We start from the raw sequence: 18,374 nt of genomic DNA, 5'->3' as shown, positions 1-18,374 counted from the left end.
AGGGTTAATGAGTGTCCAGACACTTCGCAAACAACTGTTGAATCGGCTGTGTGCGCTGACTGTAACGCTGCAACAACACAATCTCGCGGTAGAACGTCAACTCGCCCAACGGGATGATCCTGACCTTCGCGCCATGCTCAAGCCAGAGCCCCGCCTCGGGTAGCAGCGACACTCCCAATCCGCACTCGACCATTTTCACGATGGCTTCCAGTTCATCCAGTTCCAACGCAACGTGCACGTCGATCCGTTGTTCGCGCAAAAACCGCGTCACCAGGCGTCCGCCGAACGAATTGCGGTCGTAGCGCACATGGGGATGGCCTGCCAGCAGCTGCAACGGGTCATCGCCTTCAATGTCGGCGGGCACGATCAGCACGAATGGCTCCCGGCGAATCACTTGCGCCGAGAGTTCCTTGGGCAAATCGAATGGCGGCTTGATCAGGAGCGCCAGATCCACTTCGCCGGTATCGACCTGACTCAACAGATTCAGCGACACGCCTGGCACAAGTTTCGGTTCCAGCAGCGGGGCCTGTTGCCGTAGTCGCACCAACGCCTGGGGCAGCAGCCCGGTCTGGACGGTGGCCACCGCGCCGATCTTCAAATCACCACGGTATTCGCTGACGTCATCGCTGACCGCCATGCGACTGAAGATCTCCAGCATGTCCCTGGCCATCGGCAACGCCCGCTGCCCCGCCGCATTAAGCAGCGCCTGGCGTCCGGTGCGATCGAACAGACGAATGCCCAGGGCCTGTTCCAGATTACGAATCTGCGCACTGACCGCCGATTGGGTCAGGCCGATGTGCATCCCGGCGGCGGCGAACGTGCCGTAGCGCGTCACGGCGATGAAGGTTTTCAGTTCCCGTAGCATACGGTCCTCGATTGATCGAAATAATTCGTGCTCGCTGCAAAAATTATCGTCTTTCAATCAAAAAGCACAGGACTAAACTCAGCCTGAACCTATAAACCGCTGAGGTACGCCTGATGTCGCTTTCCCCTTTTCACTTGGCCATCCCGGTCTACGACCTGCCAGCCGCTCGGCATTTCTATCGCGAAGTGTTCGGTCTGGAAGAAGGTCGCTCCAGCGATCATTGGGTCGATTTCAACTTTTTCGGCCATCAACTGGTCATTCACCTGGCACCGAAGCACGCCTCCCAGGAAGCCGCCCACACCAATGCCGTCGACGGTCATGACGTGCCGGTGCCGCATTTCGGGGTGGTACTGGGGATGGCCGAATGGGAAGCGCTGGCTGAGCGCCTGCAATCACTGGGCACGCGGTTCGTGATTGAACCGGGGATTCGTTTTCAAGGGATGGTGGGCGAGCAAGCGACGATGTTTCTCTTCGATCCTTGCGGCAACGCCCTTGAGTTCAAGGCATTCAAGGACATCGGCCAGCTGTTTGCCAAATGATCAACGCGCGCAGGGCAACGACTTAAAACTCGACCGCCCCCTGATTACGCGCCCGCTCAACAGCTGTCATCAGGCCCTCCACCGTTTTGTGAAGGCGGGGATTGAACTCGACCTGATCGATGCTGAAGCGAATGTCGTAACAGCGATGCACCGTGGCGTTGCGCTCGTCGAGCATCTCTTCGAGCCGCGCCCTGATGCCGGCGACTTCCACGGCAGTTGAGCCGGTCAGCAACACGGCGAACTCATCGCCGCCCACCCGTCCGACGACATCGCTCTCGCGAAAGGCGATCCGCAGCACGTCAGCAAAGGTTTTCAGGGCATCGTCGCCTTCCGCACGGCCGTACAACTCGTTGATACGCTTGAAGGAATCAAGGTCGAAGAACAACAGGCTCGCTGGTTTTTCCAGATGCTGCAAGGTGTCCAGCCACAGCTGGGCCAGGACAAGAAAGCCGTGGAGATTGGTCAACAATGTCAACTCATCCATGCTCGCCATCTCCACTGCCATCAGCTGTTGTTCAAACTGGCGTGCCTGCTCGCGAAACCATTCGCGCTCTTGCACAGGGGTGTCAAGGACATTAAGCCCGCGCAAGCTGTCTGCGCAAGGGCCGGGTTTGACCGGTTTGCCGGGAAACAACATTACTCACTCCTGTGATGGGTATGTACGTTAGAGGCGCCCATACCCGGTTTGACTCCTGTAAACCTTGCCGTTGGTCAGATCCCCGCTACGGGACACGGCCCTCCGGCATCCGCCCAAAGCTTGAACTGGGTGACAAAGATGTCGTGGGGCACCGGTACCGGCGCTCGTCCAACACCCGGATTCCAGCCCCAAAGCACCAGTTTGTCGTCGCTGACATGCTTGATCAGCGCCGCGAAATCACGATCGCCATTGGCGGCGCGGTCCTTGATCATGGCGCATAACTGGTCGGCGGGCAGGCCGATCCAGGCCATTTTGTGCGCCGCTGGCGGCAGGCTCCAGTGCGGCGCGCCTGGTGGGGTGTTAGCGCCGTAGCTGGCCGGTGGATTGCTTTCGGCGTGGCATGTGGAACAGGGCAAACCGGCGGCGCCTTTGCCGTCCAGGCCGCGCATCACATTCATCGCGTGGGGGATTCCGGCGTCGAACTGCAACGGCGAATCGCCAGGGATGTGGCAATTCTGGCAACGCGGGCTCTGGAAGACTTTCTGCACGGTCTCGAAAGCCTTCACTGCGGCCTTATCGTCAGCGAACAGGTCCGAGGCGTAGCCGGCCAGGCCGATCAACACCACCGCGCCAAGTATCAGATGTCGTTTCATTTCACACCCCCGACAGTTGCAGCGGCAGTTCCCGCAAGCGCTGCCCGGTCAAGGCAAACACCGCATTGGCCACTGCCGGCGCCGTGGGCGGCACACCGGCCTCGCCGATGCCGCCGGGTTTGGCGCTGCTGGGCACGATATGCACTTCGACCACCGGCATCTCGTTCAGCCGCAATACTTGATAGTCGTGATAATTGGACTGCACCACCTTCCCGTCCTTGAAGGTCAGTTTGCTGTGCAAGGTGAATCCGAGGCCGAAGGTGATGGCCGATTCCATTTGCGCGGCGATGCTCATCGGGTTGACCGCAATGCCGCAATCCACCGCACACACCACCCGGTGGACCCGGATTGCCAGGTTGTCCTGGGACACTTCGGCGACCTGGGCCACGTAACTGCCGAACGATTCATGCACCGCGACGCCCAGTGCGTGGCCGTCGGGCAGTGGCGCCTTCCAGTTGGCTTTTTCGATGGCCAGGTTCAGCACACCCAAGTGTCGCGGATGGTCCTTGAGCAAGGTTCGCCGGTATTCCACCGGGTCCTTGCCCGCCGCTTCGGCCAGTTCGTCAATCAGCGACTCCATCACGAACGCGGTGTGGGTATGCCCGACCGAACGCAACCAGAGCACGCTGATACCGGTTTTCGGCGAATGCAGATCAACCTGGTGATTGGCCAGTTTCGCAAGATAAGGACTGTCAGCCACCCCTTCGACAGAAGTCTTGTCGACACCATTCTTGACCATCATCGCCTCGAAAGACGTGCCCGCCATAATCGACTGTCCGACCATGACATGCTTCCAGGCGATCGGCAGGCCACCGGCATTGAGCCCGATGCGTGCCTGGTGGAGGAACGCCGAACGGTAGTAACCGCCGCGGATGTCGTCCTCCCGGGACCAGACGGTTTTCACCGGCCCACCCGCTGCCTTGGCGACTTCCACGGCTTCAGCGACAAAATCCGAGGTCGGATTGGCCCGACGTCCAAAGCCACCGCCCAAGAACTCGGTATGAATCTGCACCTGCTCGGGTTTGAGCCCGGTGATCTTCCCCGCGATCATTTGATCCAGGGTCTGGAACTGGGTGCCGGTCCAGATCTCGCATTTGTCCTTGGTAATGCTCACCGTGCAATTGAGCGGTTCCATCGGCGCGTGGGCCAGGTACGGCACGCTGTATTCGACATCGACGGTTTTCAGCGCTTTGCCCAGCGTCGCCTCCGTATCACCGGCCTTGCTGGCCGAGGTGCCAGGGGTGGCGGCGAGAGCGCGGAAGCTCTCCAGCAGCTTCTGACTGTCGAGCCCGGCGTTCGGCCCCGGGTCCCAATCGACCTTCAGCGCATCGCGGCCCAGCTTCGCCGCCCAATAATGATCGGCGATCACCGCAACGCCCGTGGGCACCTGCACCACTTTATGCACGCCCGGTATCGCCAGCGCCTCGGCGCCTTCGAAGGATTTGACGCTGCCGCCGAACACCGGCGAACGGGCGACCATGGCGGTCATCAAGCCGTCGAACTGCACGTCCATGCCGAACTTGGCTCGGCCGGTGATTTTCTCCGGAGTGTCGAGGCGTTTGGTGGGTTTGCCGATCAGCTTCCAGTCCTTGGACTCCTTGAGTTTGATCGAAGCCGGGGCCGGGACCGGCAGCTTGCCGGCGTCATCGGCCAGTTCGCCGTACGTGGCCTGTTTGTCACCGGCAATGACTACGCCCGATTCGGTGCGAATCTCCGACGGCGCTACGTTGAAGCGCTTGGCCGCCGCGTCGATCAACATCAAGCGCGCTGCAGCACCGGCCTGGCGGTAGCGATCGAACTCCGCCCAGGTCGAGGTCGAGCCACCGGTAATCTGCATCCCGCCAAACCCGGCCAGCCCATAATCAGCCGCCGAGGCAGGTGCATGTTCGACACGGATTTTCGACCAGTCGGCGTCCAGTTCTTCGGCGATCAGCATGGTCAGGCCGGTCCAGATGCCCTGCCCCATCTCCGAATGGCCGAGCAGCACGGTGACGCTGTTGTCATTGCCGATCCGCAGGAACGCATTGGGCGCGAACACGTTGCCTTGATTCTCGGCGCCCATGGCAAAGCGATGCGCGCCGGGGATGACAAATGCCACCACCAGCCCACCGCCCAACAGGGCGCTGCCCTTGAGAAAACCACGGCGCGATAACGGATTGATGCGGTTCATTGCGAAGCCTCCCGTCGACGTGGCATCAACCGATTTCGGCGGCGCGTTTAACCGCGGCACGAATCCTTGGATAGGTACCGCAGCGGCAGATGTTGCCGGACAGTGCCTGATCGATGTCGCTGTCGGTGGGTTTGGGGATCTTCGCCAGCAAGGCCGCCGCGGACATGATTTGCCCGGACTGGCAGTACCCGCACTGGACCACATCGAGTTCGGCCCAGGCTTGCTGCACCGGGTGCGAGCCGTCGCTGGACAGCCCTTCGATGGTGAGAATTTTCTGCCCATGGGCCACGGCCGTGGCGGGGGTGATGCAAGCGCGTAACGGCGCGCCGTCGACGTGCACGGTGCAGGCCCCGCATTGGGCCATGCCGCAACCGAATTTGGTGCCGGTCAGGTGCGCGACATCGCGCAAGACCCAGAGCAGTGGCATGTCAGCGGGGACATCCAGCTCCTGGTCCTTGCCATTGATGTTCAAGGTCAGCATGACAACGTTCCTCAGACTCACGGTGTTCTGAAGGGGCGTCGCTGTAGTGGTTCAGAGCCTACGCGCGCCTCGGGTTATCCCTACAGCTAAGCGCAATTTGCCCTGCCGGCCATGTTCATCGACCACCGGTCACACAAAGGCCGCCTCGATGGGCGGCCTTTTGTGACGAGACTGATCCCGTACGCTAGACCCTCGGCTTGAGCAAGATGCCGGTATAACGCGTGAGAAACAATCCGAAAGCGGCACACCAGAGCAGTGCCGACAGTCCCAGCCCGACGCCGGAAAAAGGCACGAGCAGCACGCGGCAGACACCGGCGGCCAACAATAAGGCGAACGCCAGAACCACCCATTTTGCTGGTTGCAACACGCGACCGGTATGACCCAGGCTGACCCGCGCAATCATTGCCAGAATCAACCCGCCGATGCCGCCCACCGCCAGTGAATGAGTCGCCAGGCTTTGTTGCGGCATCAGGCCGGCGTGCCACAGCGCCATGGCCAATGCCGCCACCACGAGCCAGGCATAAGCCACATACAGCGACCAGAGCAGCGGCACGCGCCAGATTCCGCGATCGTGCCAGCGCCACAAGCGCAGCAGGTGCAGCACACCCATCAGCCCGAATAACACTGCCAGCCAAAGCCTGGGGACGTTATTCAGGCCAGCAGCAAAAGACACTGCCGCCAACAATCCGCCAACCAGCAGCACGCGGGTTGGCAGCGGATGCGCGGCGGGCGCGGCAGGACGATTCAAGCCACGCTGAATGAAGAATGGGATCACCCGACCGCCAATCACACTCATCAGCGCGCCCACCAACCACAACGCCGCCAGTACACCCCGTCGTTGAAGGTCAAGGTCGTCGGTCGACAAGCCCCACAGCGTCATGGCCTGGCATCCGGCCAACAACGCGACCATCAGCAGAATCGGATAGTTGTCACGTTTTCCAGCGGCGACCAGGTCCCGTCCCAGCACCCACGCCAGCAACGGTAGAAAAGGCAGTTGCAACACCAGTAATGCTTGCGCCGGAATCGGCATCAACCAAGCCAGTCGCGCCACCAGCCACACCAGTAACAGACCGATCAAGGGCCAGCCGTTGAGGCCCGGACGCCCGGTCCAGTTCGGCACGGCCGTCAGCAGAAATCCGGCGATGATCGCCGTGGCAAAACCGAATGGCATTTCATGCCGATGCCAGGCCAACATGCCGCCAACCGGTTGTGCGCCAGGCAGTCGGCCGTACAACCACAGCGCCCAGATCGCGACGGTTATTGCGGCGAACCCGGCCCCCAGCAGAAAGAAGGGACGAAACCCGAGGCTGAAGAGCGGCGCTGCGGCCAGCCGACGCATCAGGCCGACACCCGGACCAGGCTTTTACCCAATCGATGCTGGGACAACAGGCGCATGACGTAGCCGATTTTGAGCAGGGTTGGCCCGATGATGGTCATGGCATGCAGCGACACCTGCGCGATGATCGATAAATGGCCGTTGTAGAGATAAGCGCCGTAGATCCCGGCCAACAGCATCGCCAGGCCGAAGATGAGTACTTCGCTCGACAAACGTAGAACGTTGCGAGGATTGCTGAAGAAATCGAACATTTTTCGGTACTCCCAAAGCAGTTCAGTGGTACTGGGGAGGTATCAAGTCTCGTGCCAGGTCTTGAGTCCTTGTAAATCAAGGCCCTCGTGATTAAGGAGTCATATCGACTCATATCGGAAAGAGTCTTTATGACCATTATTGAAGTCGTAATGACTGCACGCGCGCGCTAATGTGGGAGCGGGCTTGCTCGCGCAGGCGGTTTGTCAGTCAACATCAATGTTGAATGTGAGTCAGCTTTCGCGAGCAAGCCCGCTCCCACATTTGCCTGTGGTATGGCGCGGTGTTTGTCGATCTACGGCACTGCCAGACGACAACGGGCTGACTAAGCTGAAAGTCCGACATGCGCAATCCGCAGAGGAGCATCACCATGCACCGCGTTCAAAAACTCACGCCCTGCCTGTGGTTTGACGATCAGGCCGAAGACGCTGCGAAGTTTTACTGCGCGATCTTCGATCATTCGAAAATCACCGCCACCACTCACTACGGCAAGGCGGGTCAGGAGATTCACGGTCGACCCGACGGCTCGGTGATGACGGTCAGTTTCGAACTCGACGGGCAAAGCTTCACCGGTCTCAATGGAGGCCCGGTATTCAAGTTCAACGAGGCCATCTCGTTCCAGGTCAATTGCCACACGCAGGAAGAGGTCGACCACTTCTGGGGGCGTCTGTCGGCTGGCGGCCCCGTCGAGGCGCAGCAATGCGGCTGGCTCAAGGACAAGTTCGGCGTGTCCTGGCAGATCGTACCGGTGGCCCTGATGGACATGATGAAAGATCCCGACACGACGAAATCCCAGCGCGCCATGTCGGCGATGTTGCAGATGAAAAAACTCGATATCGCCAAGCTGCAACAAGCCTTTGACGGCGAGAGCTAATACACTCCGAAGCTGACCTGCCGAGGATCGACCATGAAGCACTCCGTTGCCAAAGACGCTGACAAGGCTCCACGCTTCTGGCGCGACGACGCCCTGCCCTTCATCGAAGCCCGCTCCATCGCCGACGGGCGCGAGGTCTGCTACACCCGGCACTCCCACGAGCATTTTTCCATTGGCGCGATCACGGCCGGTCGCAGTACCTATATCCACGAGCAATCGGAGTTTCAGGTCAGCGCCGGCACCGTCGTGCTGATGAACCCTGGCGATGTCCACGCCTGCAACCCGATCGACGACCAACCCTGGTCGTACTTGATGCTGTACGTCGATGCGTCCTGGCTCACCGATTTGCAGCATCAGCTCGGGTTCAGCCACGATCTGGCGTTTCGCCGGTTTTCCATCACCCACACCGGCGACGCCGGGCTGTTTGACGGCTTGAAGGGTTTGTACGAAGTTCTGGTCGATCACCAGCAAGACGTGTTGTGTAAACACAGCGCAGCGGTGGAGTTTTTCACCGAGGTGCAGCAGCGACTCAACCCAAGCGATCAACCGTTGCGCGAGCCCAATTTCAAACTGGAGCGGGCCGCTGATTACATCCGCGATAACTGCACGCACATGCTCAAGCTCGAAGACATTTGCGAGGCGGCGCAGCTGTCGCCGTCCTACCTGATTCGCGCGTTCAAACAGCATTACGGCATGACGCCCCACGCGTTTCTGGTCAACCGGCGTATTCAGTTTGCCCAGGACCAACTGCGCAGCGGCAAGCTCATCGCCGATGTGGCGCTGGAAGCGGGGTTTGCCGATCAGGCGCATTTTCAACGGGCGTTCAAACAGCACCTGGCCGCGACACCGGGGCAGTATCGCGGTTGATTAAGGTCATGGCAGTAGCAGGTACACCGCGCTCACCGCCAGCAACAACGCCATGATCCGATTGAACAACCGCATGCCCGCCGGATTGTTCAGGTAGCCGCGCAAGAAGGTCCCGGCATAGGCCCAGCAGCCGACGGACACATAGCAGATCACCAGATACACCGCGGCAAACTGCCAGACCAGACGCGCCTCGCCGTCGGCGACGAACGCGCCCATTCCCGCCACACAGGCCAGCCAGGCTTTCGGGTTGAGCCATTGCATCACCGCGCCGTACAGCATCGACGGTGCCCGGCCTGACGCCTTGGCATCGAGATGGCCGTTGTCGGCAGCCAGTTTGAAGGCCATGTACAACAAGAACGCCACGCCTGCCCACTGCACCACCTTCGTCAGCGCCGGCCACAGCTGCAACAGCTCATGCAGCCCCAACCCCATCAACACCAGCAGCAAGACAAAGCCCAGCGTTGCACCGGCCACATGCCGTTGACTGGCGCGGAAACCGAACCGTGCCCCCGAGCTCAGCGCGACAATATTCACCGGCCCCGGCGTTATCGAAGCCGCCAACGCAAACGCTGCCATGGAGATAATCAGACTCATCGCATACCTTCTTCAATTCAGTGGACTCAGTGCTCAAGGTAAAGAGCACCCTGCCCCTGCGTATTGAAGAAAACTGCCCAATGCGATTGATGCGGCCCCATTCAGGTGACGAACCTGTGGGAGCGGGCTTTTTCAACGGTCTGCCCGCTCAATCATCCTCGTGCAATTTGATGCCCCGAGCGTGAAGCAGGTGAGGAACCAGCAGCACCAGCAGCGTCAGTGCCAGGAACGCGGCCGAAATGGGCTGCGTCAAAAATATCATCCAGTCGCCCTCGCTGATGGACAAGGCGTTACGCAGTTGTTTTTCGGCCATCGGGCCCAGCAGCATGCCCACGATCACGGGCGCGACCGGGAAATCAAAGCGACGCATCAGCACCCCGCCCCAGCCGATGGCGAGCATCAGCAGCAGGTCGAAGGAAGAATGTCGCATGCCGTACACGCCGATGGTGGCAAACACCAGGATGCCGGCGTTCAGGTACGGTCGGGGGATTTCCAGAAGCTTGACCCAGAGCCCCACCAGCGGCAGGTTCAACACCAGCAGGATGACGTTACCAATGTACAGCGAGGCAACGAGGGTCCAGACCAGGTCGCCCGACGTCTGGAACAGCATTGGCCCCGGTTGCAGGTTGTAGTTCTGGAACGCCGCCAACAGAATCGCCGCGGTGGCGGACGTCGGGATGCCGAGGGTCAGCAGGGGCACCAAAGAACCCGTCGCGCTCGCGTTGTTAGCAGCCTCGGGGCCGGCAACTCCCTCGATCGCCCCTTCGCCCTTGTTGCCCGCAAATTCCTTGGGGTACTTGCTCAGTTTGCGTTCGGCGGAATAGGACAAAAATGTCGGAATTTCCGCGCCACCGGCCGGAATGGAACCGAACGGGAACCCGATCACCGTTCCCCGCAACCAGGCGGGAATCGATCGTTTCCAGTCCGAGCGCGTCATCCACATCGACGTCAACCGATGCCGGCCGACCGCTTCCTCTTTTTGATACAGCAGGCTGTACAAGGCCTCGCCCACGGCAAACAGACCGACCGCCACGAGCACGACTTCAATGCCGTCAACCATTTCCGGCACGCCCAATGTGTATCGCGCAATGCCCGAGGTCGAGTCCAGGCCAATCAAACCAATGGTCAGTCCAATCCCCAACGAAACAAAACCGCGCAGCATCGAAGCGCCGAGCACCGCCGACACCGTGGTGAACGACAGCACCAGGATCGCGAAGTACTCCGCAGGACCAAATTTCAGTGCCAGCGTCGCCACGATCGGGGCAAACAGGGTCAGCAGCACTGTCGCGATGGTCCCGGCCACGAACGAGCCGATCGCGGCCGTCGCCAGGGCCGGGCCTGCCCGTCCGTTGCGGGCCATGAGATTGCCTTCCAGGGCCGTGACCATGGACGACGATTCTCCGGGAGTATTGAGCAAGATCGAGGTCGTGGAGCCACCAAACTGTGCGCCGTAATAGATCCCGGCGAACATGATCAGAGCCCCGGTGGGATCGACTTTGGCGGTAATCGGCAGCAGCAAGGCCACCGTCAGCGCCGGCCCGATGCCCGGCAAGACACCGATGGCGGTGCCGAGCAAACAACCGATGAACCCCCACATCAAATTGATCGGCGTCAGCGCGGCGGAAAAACCGACTGCCAGGCTTGAGAGAATTTCCACCGTGTTTATCTCCTTTGGCCCAGGGTCAGATCCAGGCGTTGATCAGGGGCGGAAGGGAAACCCCGAGCCCGGCGTTGAACAGCCAGTAAATCGGCAGGGTCAAGGCAATGCCGATGGCCAGGTCCCGCACCGGACGACGACTGCCGAAACCCCGTGCCGAACAGACAAACAACAGCGCCGCCGCCAGTACGAAGCCGATGAGGTTAATCAGCAAGGCCACCCCCACCAGACCGGCAGTCACCCAAGCCGCACCGGCTTTACCGCCGGGTAACGCTTGGGCTGACTCGTCAGTGTGGTCTGCCAGTTCGCGGAAACCACCGGTGAGCGCCTGATAGCTCAGCAGAATGCCCACGACGCCCAGGAAAGCCGCGACGCCATAGGGATAGACGTGGGCGCCGAGAATGACGAACCCCATTTCAGGGGGAAACCGAAAGGCACCGACTGCCAACACTGCACTGATGGCAATCACACCCACGCCGATCGCCAGTTGCACCGGCACAATCTTGCGAGGATGATTCATTTCGCGATCAACCCGACCTCGACCAGCATCGCGCGCAGTCGCACGTGCTCTTCGTCGACGAACTTGCCGAACTCATCGCCGGTCAGGACGTTGGGTGACCATTTGTTGGTGTCGATATTTTCTTTCCAGACTTTGCTGTTGGAGGCAGCCACGACGGCATCGATCACTTCTTTGCGCTGCTCGGGCGTAAGGTTCGCTGCGCCATAAACACCGCGCCAATTGCCGATTGTGACGTCGTAGTCTTTCTCCTTGAGGGTCGGTGCATCAATGCCTTCAACGCGCTCCGGCGCGCCAATGGCGAGTACCCGGAACTGGCCGTTTCTGATGTATTGGCCCAGCTCGGCATAACCGCCCGTGATCACCTTGATCGAACCACCCAAAGCCTGGGCAACCACTTCACCCCCTCCGGCGAAAGCGACGTAGTTCACCTTGTTGACGGGTATACCCATCTTGCTGGCCAGGTCGGCGATGCCAATGTGATCGATCGAGCCCTTGGAGCCACCGCCCCAGGTGATGCTGGTCGGCTTGTCCTTGAAGGCTTTCAGCAAGTCCTCCAAGGTTTTGAACTCGGACTCCTTGCGTACGGCAAGCACGTTGTATTCGGTAAAGAGGCGGGCAATCGGCGTTACATCTTTCAGGCTGATTTGCGGTTTGTTCTGTTCAATGCCCGCGACCATGATCGCGCCGACAACCAGTAGCGCGTTCGGATCGCCCTTGGTGCTGTTGGCAAACTGCGCCAGCCCCAGCGTCCCGCCTGCCCCGCCCTTATTCTCGAAGGTGGTGGATTTTGCCGCTTTGGCCTCGATCAAGGCTTTACCCAGCACGCGTGCGGTCTGGTCATAACCGCCACCGACCGAGCCTGGGGCCATGATTTTGACGGTATCCAGCGCAAAGGCAGGTGTCGCAAGCGCGGCAGTGGTAATCGCAACGGCAATGGAGCGGTGGAATCGACGGAACAAGGCCTGCATGAGTTGTCTCCCGATACTTTTGTTTTTTTATGGGTGCCGATTGATGGCGGTCAGGAGCCTTTCCTGCTCCCTGAACCTGCGTCTGTGAACAAGCGTAGGCCATAGTTCGGTTTTTCGACGTGACAGGGGCAAGTGTACGGCGACTTGCGCGCGCCGCTGTATGGGTAAAACCGCTCGCCATCCGTGATAAAAATACGGCTCTCGCACCAGGAGCCCGGTCATGGACATCGCCACCCTTACCCTCTTTCTGCCCGCCTGCTTCGCCCTGAACATGGCGCCCGGCCCGAATAATTTGCTGTCCGTCAGCAACTCGACCCGCTATGGCTATCGCACGGCGTGCGTGGCCGGCATCGGTCGGTTGCTGGCGTTTGCCGGGATGATTGCGCTTGCGTCGGCGGGGCTGGCGGTGGTGCTGCAAACGTCGGAGTTGCTGTTCTACGGGATCAAGATTCTGGGCGCGGCGTACCTGTTCTATCTCGCCTGGCAATTGTGGCGTGCCGATCCCGGAGCGGAAAACGTGGTGGCGGGGGCGCCGGTGGGAATGCTGGTGTTGGCGCGGCAGGAGTTCCTGGTGGCGGCCGGCAACCCGAAAGCGATTCTGATCTTCACTGCGTTCCTGCCCCAGTTCGTCGACTCGACCCGCGCGGTAACGCCGCAATTCGCGGTGTTGGGCGCGCTGTTCCTGATGCTCGAATGGATCGCCATCGGCGCCTATGCCTATATGGGCCTGCACATGCGTCGCTGGTTCGCCGAACCTCGGGGCAAACGGATATTCAACCGCTGCTGCGCCGGATTGCTGTCGGCGGCGGCTTCAGTGCTGCTGATGGCGCGCCGCGCATAAAAATGTGGAAGCGGGCTTGCTCGCGAAGGCTGACTCACATCCAACATGGATGTGACTGACAAACCGCTTTCGCGAGCAAGCCCTCTCCCACATGGGTTTGCGGTGTGGCTGGAATTCTCTGTCGATTTTCCGGTGGAGGCGTTGGACGACGCGCCTTATGCTCAGCCCATGAACCTACAAAACGCTTTGCTTCCGCCCCACGCCGAGATGGTTCGCGCCATGCTCGAACGAGACACCGCCTACGAGGGGGTGTTCTTTACCGCGGTCAAAACCACCGGCATCTTCTGCCGCCCCAGCTGCACGGCGCGCAAGCCGAAACCGGAGAACGTCGAGTTCTTCGCCCACGCCGACGAGTGCATGTCCGCGGGTTATCGGGCCTGCCTGCGCTGCAAGCCGTTGGACGCCGCGGCCATCGCACCTGACTGGGTCCAGAAGCTGCTCAAGACCGTGGACGCCGATCCCGACCTGCGCTGGACTGACGCCCACTTGCTGGCCGAGGGCATCGAGCCGCTGAAGCTGCGCCGCTGGTTCAAGCAGCATTTCGGCATGACCTTTCACGCGTGGTTACGTACCCGGCGCCTGGGCATGGCGCTGGGCGGGATCAAACAAGGCGATTCCATCGACCACGCAGCGTTCGACTCGGGCTATGAATCCCTCAGCGGATTTCGCGATGCGTTTCAAAAATCTTTCCACATCACCCCCGGTCGCGCCGCCAACAGCGAGCCGCTGCTATTCACCCGCCTGACCACGCCGCTGGGGCCGATGATTGCCATGGCCGAGCGCCGTGGACTGGTGCTGCTGGAATTTCTCGACCGACCGGCACTGACCCGGGAAGTCGAGGAACTGCAAAACCGCTATGGCTATGCCGTCGCCCCCGGGCATAACGGCCACTTGCAGCAAATCGAAGAGGAACTGGCGCAGTACTTCGCCGGCAAACTCACCGAATTCACCGTTTCGCTACACCTGCCCGGCAGTGAGTTCGCCCGCCAGGTCTGGGCTGAACTGGCGAAAATCCCGTACGGCCAAACCAGCACCTACGGGACTATTGCCGCACAGTTGGGCAAGCCCGGCGCCAGTCGCGCGGTGGGTCTGGCCAACGGGCACAACCGCCTTTCGATTGTCCTTCCCTGCCACCGAGTGATCGGTGCAGACGGTTCATTGACGGGCTATGGTGGTGGACAACCGCGCAAGGCGTTTTTGCTCAGACTGGAAAATGCCGCAGTCCAGGTCACCCGCCAACTTGCATTCTGATCAAACCGTTTTTTGAACAGGTCATAAGGAAGGACTCGATGAACAGACTCGACAACCCGTTCCACCAATTGCACCAGGAAGGCCTGCTGATCCTCACCAACGTCGCCGATGCCGCCGGAGCGCGACTGGTGGAGCAACTGGGCAGCAAGGCCGTTGCTACCAGCAGTGCGGCAGTGGCCTGGGTTCACGGCTATCCGGATGGCAATACCCTGCCCCTTGAGCGGCTGGTGTCGACAGTCGAGTCCATCGCCCGGGTCATCAGGGTGCCGCTGACCGTGGACATCGAGGCCGGTTACTCCGATGACCTGACACGGGTTGCAGAAGTGATTGATGCGGTAATCGCCGCCGGCGCTGTCGGGATCAATATCGAAGACGGTGCCTCCCCGCCCGAGCTGCTGGCGCGCAAGATCGAGATGGCTCGTCAGGTCGCCGATCGACGCAACGTGAAGTTGTTCATCAATGCGCGCAGCGATGTGTACCTCAAGAGTCTGGTGCCCGCCGAAGACCGCGTGGCCGAAACGCTCAAGCGCGCCGCTGTGTACCAGGCGGCCGGTGCCGATGGATTGTTCGCGGCGGGCGTCACCGCGGAGTACGAGATTGCCGCGCTCTGCCAAGGCACCACGTTGCCGGTGAATGTGCTCGGGCTCCCGGGCCTGCCGTCGCCTGAAGCGTTGCAAGCCCTCGGCGTGCGCCGCTTGAGCGCCGGTTCCGGCATCGCCGAATTTCTCTATGGCGCCATGGCGGGCCTGGCCAAAAGCTTTCTGGAAACCGGGAAACTCGACAGTCATGACCTCAAGGCCTTCACTTATGGCCAAGTGAATGCCTTGTTGATGCCGACCGGGAAACCTTGACCCCATGCCCGACCGCTATTTGCCCGCGACCGAGTTTCTATCGTCCATCGATGAGGATTGGCGTCGCCACATCGCCGCCATTGGTCCCTGCCTGCACCAACCTCATGCGGCTCGCGATCCTTATGAGTCGCTGGTGCGGGCGATTGCCTACCAGCAATTGCACGCCCGGGCCGGGGATGCGATTGTCGGTCGGCTGCTGGCATTGTTCCCTTCGGGCGGGTTCCCGAGGCCTGAGCAGATTGTCGCCACCGACTTTGACCGGATGCGCAGTTGCGGGTTTTCCGCCAGCAAGATCGCCACCATTCAAGGAATCGCCCAGGCTGCTCTGGACGGCGTCGTACCGGATTACGCCACGGCGTTGGCCATGGACGATGAGGCGTTGATCGAACGATTGATCACCTTGCGTGGCGTGGGTCGCTGGACCGTGGAGATGCTGTTGATCTACAGCCTGGAGCGGCCGGATATCTTGCCGGCCGATGATTTCGGGGTGCGTGAGGGGTATCGACGGCTCAAGGGGCTGGAGGTGCAGCCGACGCGAAAGCAGATGATCGAGATCGGGTTGCCGTGGAGTCCTTACCGGACGGTGGCCTCCTGGTATTTGTGGCGGTTGACGGGCAAGTAGACCGCGTTATCGTTCTTCGCGAGCAAGCCCGCTCCCACAGGGATCATCGTCGAGCACAGAATCTGCGTTCACTGGAGATCCACTGTGGGAGCGAGCTTGCTCGCGATGGCGGTCGCAGGGTAAACACATCACCCAAAGCCGATCACAACCCGGATTTCAACCGACTGAACGCCCGAATCAACGCCCGGTTGAATGCCTTGCCATTGTCATTCTTGCTGTACAACGAAGCCCGCACCTCAGCCGACGGATAGGTCCCCGGATCATTGCGAATCGCCGGGTCAATCAAGGCATCCGCCGCCGTAATCGCGTTGGCGTAGTGAATGGTGTCCGTGATCGGCGCAATCACCTGCGGCGTCATCAGGTAGTCCATCAACGCCAGCCCCGCCTGCGGATGCGGCGCATCCTTGGGAATGACCATGGCATCGAACCAGATCAACGTGCCCTCTTTCGGTATCCGGTAACTCAAGGTGTACGGCTTGTTCGCCGCCGCAGCCTGCCCGGCGGCGATGGCCACGTTGCCGTTCCAGGACATGGCGACGCAGGTGTTGCCATTGGCCAGGTCGCTGATGTTCAGATCGTTGTCGAAGTAGCGGATGTAGGGCCGAATCTTCGCCAGTTGCTGTTCGGCCAGTTTCAGGTCGTCGAGGTTCTGGCGGTTGATGTCCAGCCCCATGTACTTCATGACGGCGGCGAACACTTCGTTGGGATCGTTAAGCAGGCTGACCCCGCAATCGGCGAATTTCGACACCACCGCCGGATCGAACAACATCGCCCAACTGTCGGTTGGCGCGTCGGGCAGGCGTCGTTTGATCGCCTCCTGCTGATACCCGACACCCGTGGTGCCCCAGGCGTAAATCCCGGCATAGCGATTGCCCGGATCGAACACTGCCATGTGCTGGCGGAATTCCTCGCCGACGCCAGCGAAATGCGGCAATTGCTGCTTGTCCACGGTCTGGATTGCACCGCTCTGGATCGCCCGGGACAGATGCTGCCCGGCGGTCAGCACCAGGTCATAACCGCTGCGGCCGGTGAGCAATTTGGTCTCCACGGTTTCCAGGGAGTCGAAGTGATCGACCACCACATGGATGCCGGTTTTCTTCTCGAAATCGGTCAGGGTATCCGGGGCCAGGTACTCGCCCCAGATATACAGGTTCACCACCGGTTTGGCGGAGTCGGCAGCCTGCACACACAAGGGTGCAAGCACCAGCAATAACGCTTTCGTCAGTTTGTGCAGGCCCATGGTCACACTCCCTTTTTGTTGCGGTCATTGCCGGCGTACTGCGGCATGGTGATGCACGCGACGTTGCCGCCACCGAGGAGGATTTCCCGAGAGTTTTCGATGCCGACGATTTTGTGTTTCGGGAACAGTTCGGCCAGGATCGCCTGTGCCGCCTGGTCATGGCGGTCGCCAAACAGCGGCACCACGATCGAGCTATTACCGGCGTAGTAGTTGATGTACGACGCGCAGATTTTGGTCCCGGCCTGACGCACGTGCGTGCTGTCGAGCTGGTCCAGGCCTTCGGCTTCTTCAGCGGTCCATTCCAGCACATCCGGTTGCGGCAGCTTGTGCACGATCAACTCGCGACCACGGCTGTCGCGGGTGCTGCGCAGGATGTCGTAGGCCTCCTGGTAGATTTCCCACTGCGGGTCGTCGCGATTGTCGGTCCATTGCAACACCACTTCACCGGGACGCACGAAGCAGGCGAGATCATCGACGTGGCCATCGGTTTCATCGAACTTACAACCCCGTGGCAGCCAGATGATTTGCTCGGCGCCGAGATAATCGGTCAACCGGCGAGTGACCTCTTCCTTGCCCAGGTGCTGGTTGCGATTGCGGTTGAGCAGGCATTGCTCGGTGGTGAGGATGCTGCCTTGGCCGTCACTCTGGATGCCGCCCAGTTCGGCGATCAACGGTGCGCGATACCGGTCGAAGCGTTCGATTTCGAGGATCTTGCTGGCGATTTGATCGTCCTTGTCCCACGGGTAGTACAAGCCGCCGTCGAGACCGCCATAGGCGTTGAACTCAAAATCGACGCCGCGTACTTCACCGCTGTCGTCATTGACCACGAAGCACGGACCGCTGTCGCGGAACCACGTGTCGTTGCAGGTCATTTCCACCACTCGAACTTGCGGCGGCAACTGCCGGCGAGCGGTGGCGAATTGCACGGCGGACGCACATACGGTGACAGGTTCGCTCCGGGAGATGGCTGTGACGATCTGCACCCAGACTTTCTGCGCAGGCTTGGCGCCGTTGCGCCAGACGTCGGTGCGTTCCGGCCAGCCGAGCCAGCATCCGGATTTGGTTTCGAATTCGCCGGGCAAACGGAAACCGTCTTGTTTGGGTGTCGAGTCGAGCAAACGTGCCATGGTCAAACCTCATCAGCGGGGATTGGAATGAC

General features: G+C 60.7%; 20 protein-coding genes. 7 read left to right on the top strand and 13 right to left on the bottom strand.

Going from position 1 to position 18,374, the window contains the following annotated elements; translation table 11 throughout:
- Positions 1 to 4: 4 nt before the first annotated feature.
- On the bottom strand, positions 5 to 865 hold the full coding sequence (locus ACA055_RS13450) for a LysR family transcriptional regulator (protein WP_497684081.1): 861 nt from the start codon (positions 863 to 865) through the stop codon (positions 5 to 7).
- Between the two features lie 113 nt (positions 866 to 978).
- Between ACA055_RS13450 and ACA055_RS13445 the strand changes: the two genes are divergently transcribed.
- Positions 979 to 1,404 (top strand): VOC family protein, encoded by a 426-nt coding sequence (locus tag ACA055_RS13445; protein ID WP_497684080.1) that lies wholly within the window; start codon positions 979 to 981, stop codon positions 1,402 to 1,404.
- A gap of 22 nt (positions 1,405 to 1,426) precedes the next feature.
- Here ACA055_RS13445 and ACA055_RS13440 read toward each other — a convergent pair whose 3' ends face one another.
- The 6 genes from ACA055_RS13440 to ACA055_RS13415 all read right to left on the bottom strand — a co-directional run bounded on the left by ACA055_RS13440 (position 1,427) and on the right by ACA055_RS13415 (position 6,932).
- Entirely contained in the window at positions 1,427 to 2,041 is a 615-nt protein-coding gene (locus ACA055_RS13440) for a GGDEF domain-containing protein (RefSeq protein ID WP_497684079.1), read from the bottom strand.
- A gap of 74 nt (positions 2,042 to 2,115) precedes the next feature.
- On the bottom strand, positions 2,116 to 2,694 hold the full coding sequence (locus tag ACA055_RS13435) for a hypothetical protein (RefSeq protein WP_497684078.1): 579 nt from the start codon (positions 2,692 to 2,694) through the stop codon (positions 2,116 to 2,118).
- A 1-nt stretch (position 2,695) separates the two neighbouring features.
- Positions 2,696 to 4,864: a xanthine dehydrogenase family protein molybdopterin-binding subunit gene (locus tag ACA055_RS13430; RefSeq protein ID WP_497684077.1), complete on the bottom strand. Its 2,169-nt coding sequence runs from the start codon at positions 4,862 to 4,864 to the stop codon at positions 2,696 to 2,698.
- Between the two features lie 25 nt (positions 4,865 to 4,889).
- Positions 4,890 to 5,345: a (2Fe-2S)-binding protein gene (locus ACA055_RS13425; protein WP_166220744.1), complete on the bottom strand. Its 456-nt coding sequence runs from the start codon at positions 5,343 to 5,345 to the stop codon at positions 4,890 to 4,892.
- Positions 5,346 to 5,529: 184 nt separating this feature from the next.
- Positions 5,530 to 6,684: an NnrS family protein gene (locus ACA055_RS13420; protein ID WP_497684076.1), complete on the bottom strand. Its 1,155-nt coding sequence runs from the start codon at positions 6,682 to 6,684 to the stop codon at positions 5,530 to 5,532.
- Entirely contained in the window at positions 6,684 to 6,932 is a 249-nt protein-coding gene (locus ACA055_RS13415; protein WP_497684075.1) for a transmembrane sensor/regulator PpyR, read from the bottom strand. The genes ACA055_RS13420 and ACA055_RS13415 overlap by 1 nt, the downstream gene beginning before the upstream one ends.
- 368 nt (positions 6,933 to 7,300) lie before the next feature.
- Here ACA055_RS13415 and ACA055_RS13410 point away from each other — a divergent pair, with 368 nt between their 5' ends.
- Together ACA055_RS13410 and ACA055_RS13405 are read left to right on the top strand one after the other, a co-directional pair.
- The gene (locus ACA055_RS13410; protein ID WP_497684074.1) at positions 7,301 to 7,804 is read left to right on the top strand and encodes a VOC family protein; all 504 of its coding nucleotides are present in this window, start codon (positions 7,301 to 7,303) and stop codon (positions 7,802 to 7,804) included.
- A gap of 33 nt (positions 7,805 to 7,837) precedes the next feature.
- A complete protein-coding gene (locus tag ACA055_RS13405) occupies positions 7,838 to 8,671 on the top strand; it encodes an AraC family ligand binding domain-containing protein (RefSeq protein ID WP_497684073.1) in 834 nt (277 codons plus the stop codon).
- Positions 8,672 to 8,677: 6 nt separating this feature from the next.
- Here the strand turns inward: ACA055_RS13405 and ACA055_RS13400 are convergent, their stop codons facing one another.
- The 4 genes from ACA055_RS13400 to ACA055_RS13385 all read right to left on the bottom strand — a co-directional run bounded on the left by ACA055_RS13400 (position 8,678) and on the right by ACA055_RS13385 (position 12,410).
- Positions 8,678 to 9,265 carry a LysE family translocator gene (locus ACA055_RS13400; RefSeq protein ID WP_497684072.1) on the bottom strand — a complete coding sequence of 196 codons (588 nt, stop codon included), beginning with the start codon at positions 9,263 to 9,265 and terminating at the stop codon, positions 8,678 to 8,680.
- 148 nt (positions 9,266 to 9,413) lie between these two features.
- A complete protein-coding gene (locus tag ACA055_RS13395; RefSeq protein ID WP_497684071.1) occupies positions 9,414 to 10,922 on the bottom strand; it encodes a tripartite tricarboxylate transporter permease in 1,509 nt (502 codons plus the stop codon).
- A gap of 25 nt (positions 10,923 to 10,947) precedes the next feature.
- The gene (locus tag ACA055_RS13390) at positions 10,948 to 11,442 is read right to left on the bottom strand and encodes a tripartite tricarboxylate transporter TctB family protein (RefSeq protein WP_497684070.1); all 495 of its coding nucleotides are present in this window, start codon (positions 11,440 to 11,442) and stop codon (positions 10,948 to 10,950) included.
- The gene (locus ACA055_RS13385) at positions 11,439 to 12,410 is read right to left on the bottom strand and encodes a Bug family tripartite tricarboxylate transporter substrate binding protein (RefSeq protein ID WP_497684069.1); all 972 of its coding nucleotides are present in this window, start codon (positions 12,408 to 12,410) and stop codon (positions 11,439 to 11,441) included. The genes ACA055_RS13390 and ACA055_RS13385 overlap by 4 nt, the downstream gene beginning before the upstream one ends.
- Positions 12,411 to 12,630: 220 nt before the next feature.
- Between ACA055_RS13385 and ACA055_RS13380 the strand changes: the two genes are divergently transcribed.
- The 4 genes from ACA055_RS13380 to ACA055_RS13365 all read left to right on the top strand — a co-directional run bounded on the left by ACA055_RS13380 (position 12,631) and on the right by ACA055_RS13365 (position 15,975).
- On the top strand, positions 12,631 to 13,251 hold the full coding sequence (locus tag ACA055_RS13380; RefSeq protein ID WP_497684068.1) for a LysE family translocator: 621 nt from the start codon (positions 12,631 to 12,633) through the stop codon (positions 13,249 to 13,251).
- A 168-nt stretch (positions 13,252 to 13,419) separates the two neighbouring features.
- Positions 13,420 to 14,502, top strand: coding sequence for a bifunctional transcriptional activator/DNA repair enzyme AdaA (locus tag ACA055_RS13375; protein ID WP_497684067.1), 1,083 nt, complete (start codon positions 13,420 to 13,422; stop codon positions 14,500 to 14,502).
- 38 nt (positions 14,503 to 14,540) lie between these two features.
- A complete protein-coding gene (locus ACA055_RS13370) occupies positions 14,541 to 15,353 on the top strand; it encodes an isocitrate lyase/PEP mutase family protein (protein WP_497684066.1) in 813 nt (270 codons plus the stop codon).
- A gap of 4 nt (positions 15,354 to 15,357) precedes the next feature.
- A complete protein-coding gene (locus ACA055_RS13365; RefSeq protein WP_497684065.1) occupies positions 15,358 to 15,975 on the top strand; it encodes a DNA-3-methyladenine glycosylase family protein in 618 nt (205 codons plus the stop codon).
- Positions 15,976 to 16,117: 142 nt separating this feature from the next.
- Here the strand turns inward: ACA055_RS13365 and ACA055_RS13360 are convergent, their stop codons facing one another.
- Both ACA055_RS13360 and aguA read right to left on the bottom strand, forming a co-directional pair.
- Positions 16,118 to 17,215, bottom strand: a complete 1,098-nt coding sequence (locus tag ACA055_RS13360; protein ID WP_497684064.1) for an extracellular solute-binding protein — start codon at positions 17,213 to 17,215, stop codon at positions 16,118 to 16,120.
- 2 nt (positions 17,216 to 17,217) lie between these two features.
- The gene (gene aguA, locus ACA055_RS13355) at positions 17,218 to 18,342 is read right to left on the bottom strand and encodes an agmatine deiminase (RefSeq protein ID WP_497684063.1); all 1,125 of its coding nucleotides are present in this window, start codon (positions 18,340 to 18,342) and stop codon (positions 17,218 to 17,220) included.
- Positions 18,343 to 18,374 lie beyond the last annotated feature (32 nt).

Source organism: Pseudomonas sp. LBUM1657 (assembly GCF_059716075.1).
This window is presented reverse-complemented; position numbering and strand designations above follow the sequence as displayed.

Bases quoted from the DNA above. Each gene is read 5' to 3' on its own strand.
- ACA055_RS13450 (WP_497684081.1), bottom strand. From the start codon at position 865: ATGCTACGGGAACTGAAAACCTTCATCGCCGTGACGCGCTACGGCACG.
- ACA055_RS13445 (WP_497684080.1), top strand. From the start codon at position 979: ATGTCGCTTTCCCCTTTTCACTTGGCCATCCCGGTCTACGACCTGCCA.
- ACA055_RS13440 (WP_497684079.1), bottom strand. From the start codon at position 2,041: ATGTTGTTTCCCGGCAAACCGGTCAAACCCGGCCCTTGCGCAGACAGC.
- ACA055_RS13435 (WP_497684078.1), bottom strand. From the start codon at position 2,694: ATGAAACGACATCTGATACTTGGCGCGGTGGTGTTGATCGGCCTGGCC.
- ACA055_RS13430 (WP_497684077.1), bottom strand. From the start codon at position 4,864: ATGAACCGCATCAATCCGTTATCGCGCCGTGGTTTTCTCAAGGGCAGC.
- ACA055_RS13425 (WP_166220744.1), bottom strand. From the start codon at position 5,345: ATGCTGACCTTGAACATCAATGGCAAGGACCAGGAGCTGGATGTCCCC.
- ACA055_RS13420 (WP_497684076.1), bottom strand. From the start codon at position 6,684: ATGCGTCGGCTGGCCGCAGCGCCGCTCTTCAGCCTCGGGTTTCGTCCC.
- ACA055_RS13415 (WP_497684075.1), bottom strand. From the start codon at position 6,932: ATGTTCGATTTCTTCAGCAATCCTCGCAACGTTCTACGTTTGTCGAGC.
- ACA055_RS13410 (WP_497684074.1), top strand. From the start codon at position 7,301: ATGCACCGCGTTCAAAAACTCACGCCCTGCCTGTGGTTTGACGATCAG.
- ACA055_RS13405 (WP_497684073.1), top strand. From the start codon at position 7,838: ATGAAGCACTCCGTTGCCAAAGACGCTGACAAGGCTCCACGCTTCTGG.
- ACA055_RS13400 (WP_497684072.1), bottom strand. From the start codon at position 9,265: ATGAGTCTGATTATCTCCATGGCAGCGTTTGCGTTGGCGGCTTCGATA.
- ACA055_RS13390 (WP_497684070.1), bottom strand. From the start codon at position 11,442: ATGAATCATCCTCGCAAGATTGTGCCGGTGCAACTGGCGATCGGCGTG.
- ACA055_RS13385 (WP_497684069.1), bottom strand. From the start codon at position 12,410: ATGCAGGCCTTGTTCCGTCGATTCCACCGCTCCATTGCCGTTGCGATT.
- ACA055_RS13380 (WP_497684068.1), top strand. From the start codon at position 12,631: ATGGACATCGCCACCCTTACCCTCTTTCTGCCCGCCTGCTTCGCCCTG.
- ACA055_RS13375 (WP_497684067.1), top strand. From the start codon at position 13,420: ATGAACCTACAAAACGCTTTGCTTCCGCCCCACGCCGAGATGGTTCGC.
- ACA055_RS13370 (WP_497684066.1), top strand. From the start codon at position 14,541: ATGAACAGACTCGACAACCCGTTCCACCAATTGCACCAGGAAGGCCTG.
- ACA055_RS13365 (WP_497684065.1), top strand. From the start codon at position 15,358: ATGCCCGACCGCTATTTGCCCGCGACCGAGTTTCTATCGTCCATCGAT.
- ACA055_RS13360 (WP_497684064.1), bottom strand. From the start codon at position 17,215: ATGGGCCTGCACAAACTGACGAAAGCGTTATTGCTGGTGCTTGCACCC.
- aguA (WP_497684063.1), bottom strand. From the start codon at position 18,342: ATGGCACGTTTGCTCGACTCGACACCCAAACAAGACGGTTTCCGTTTG.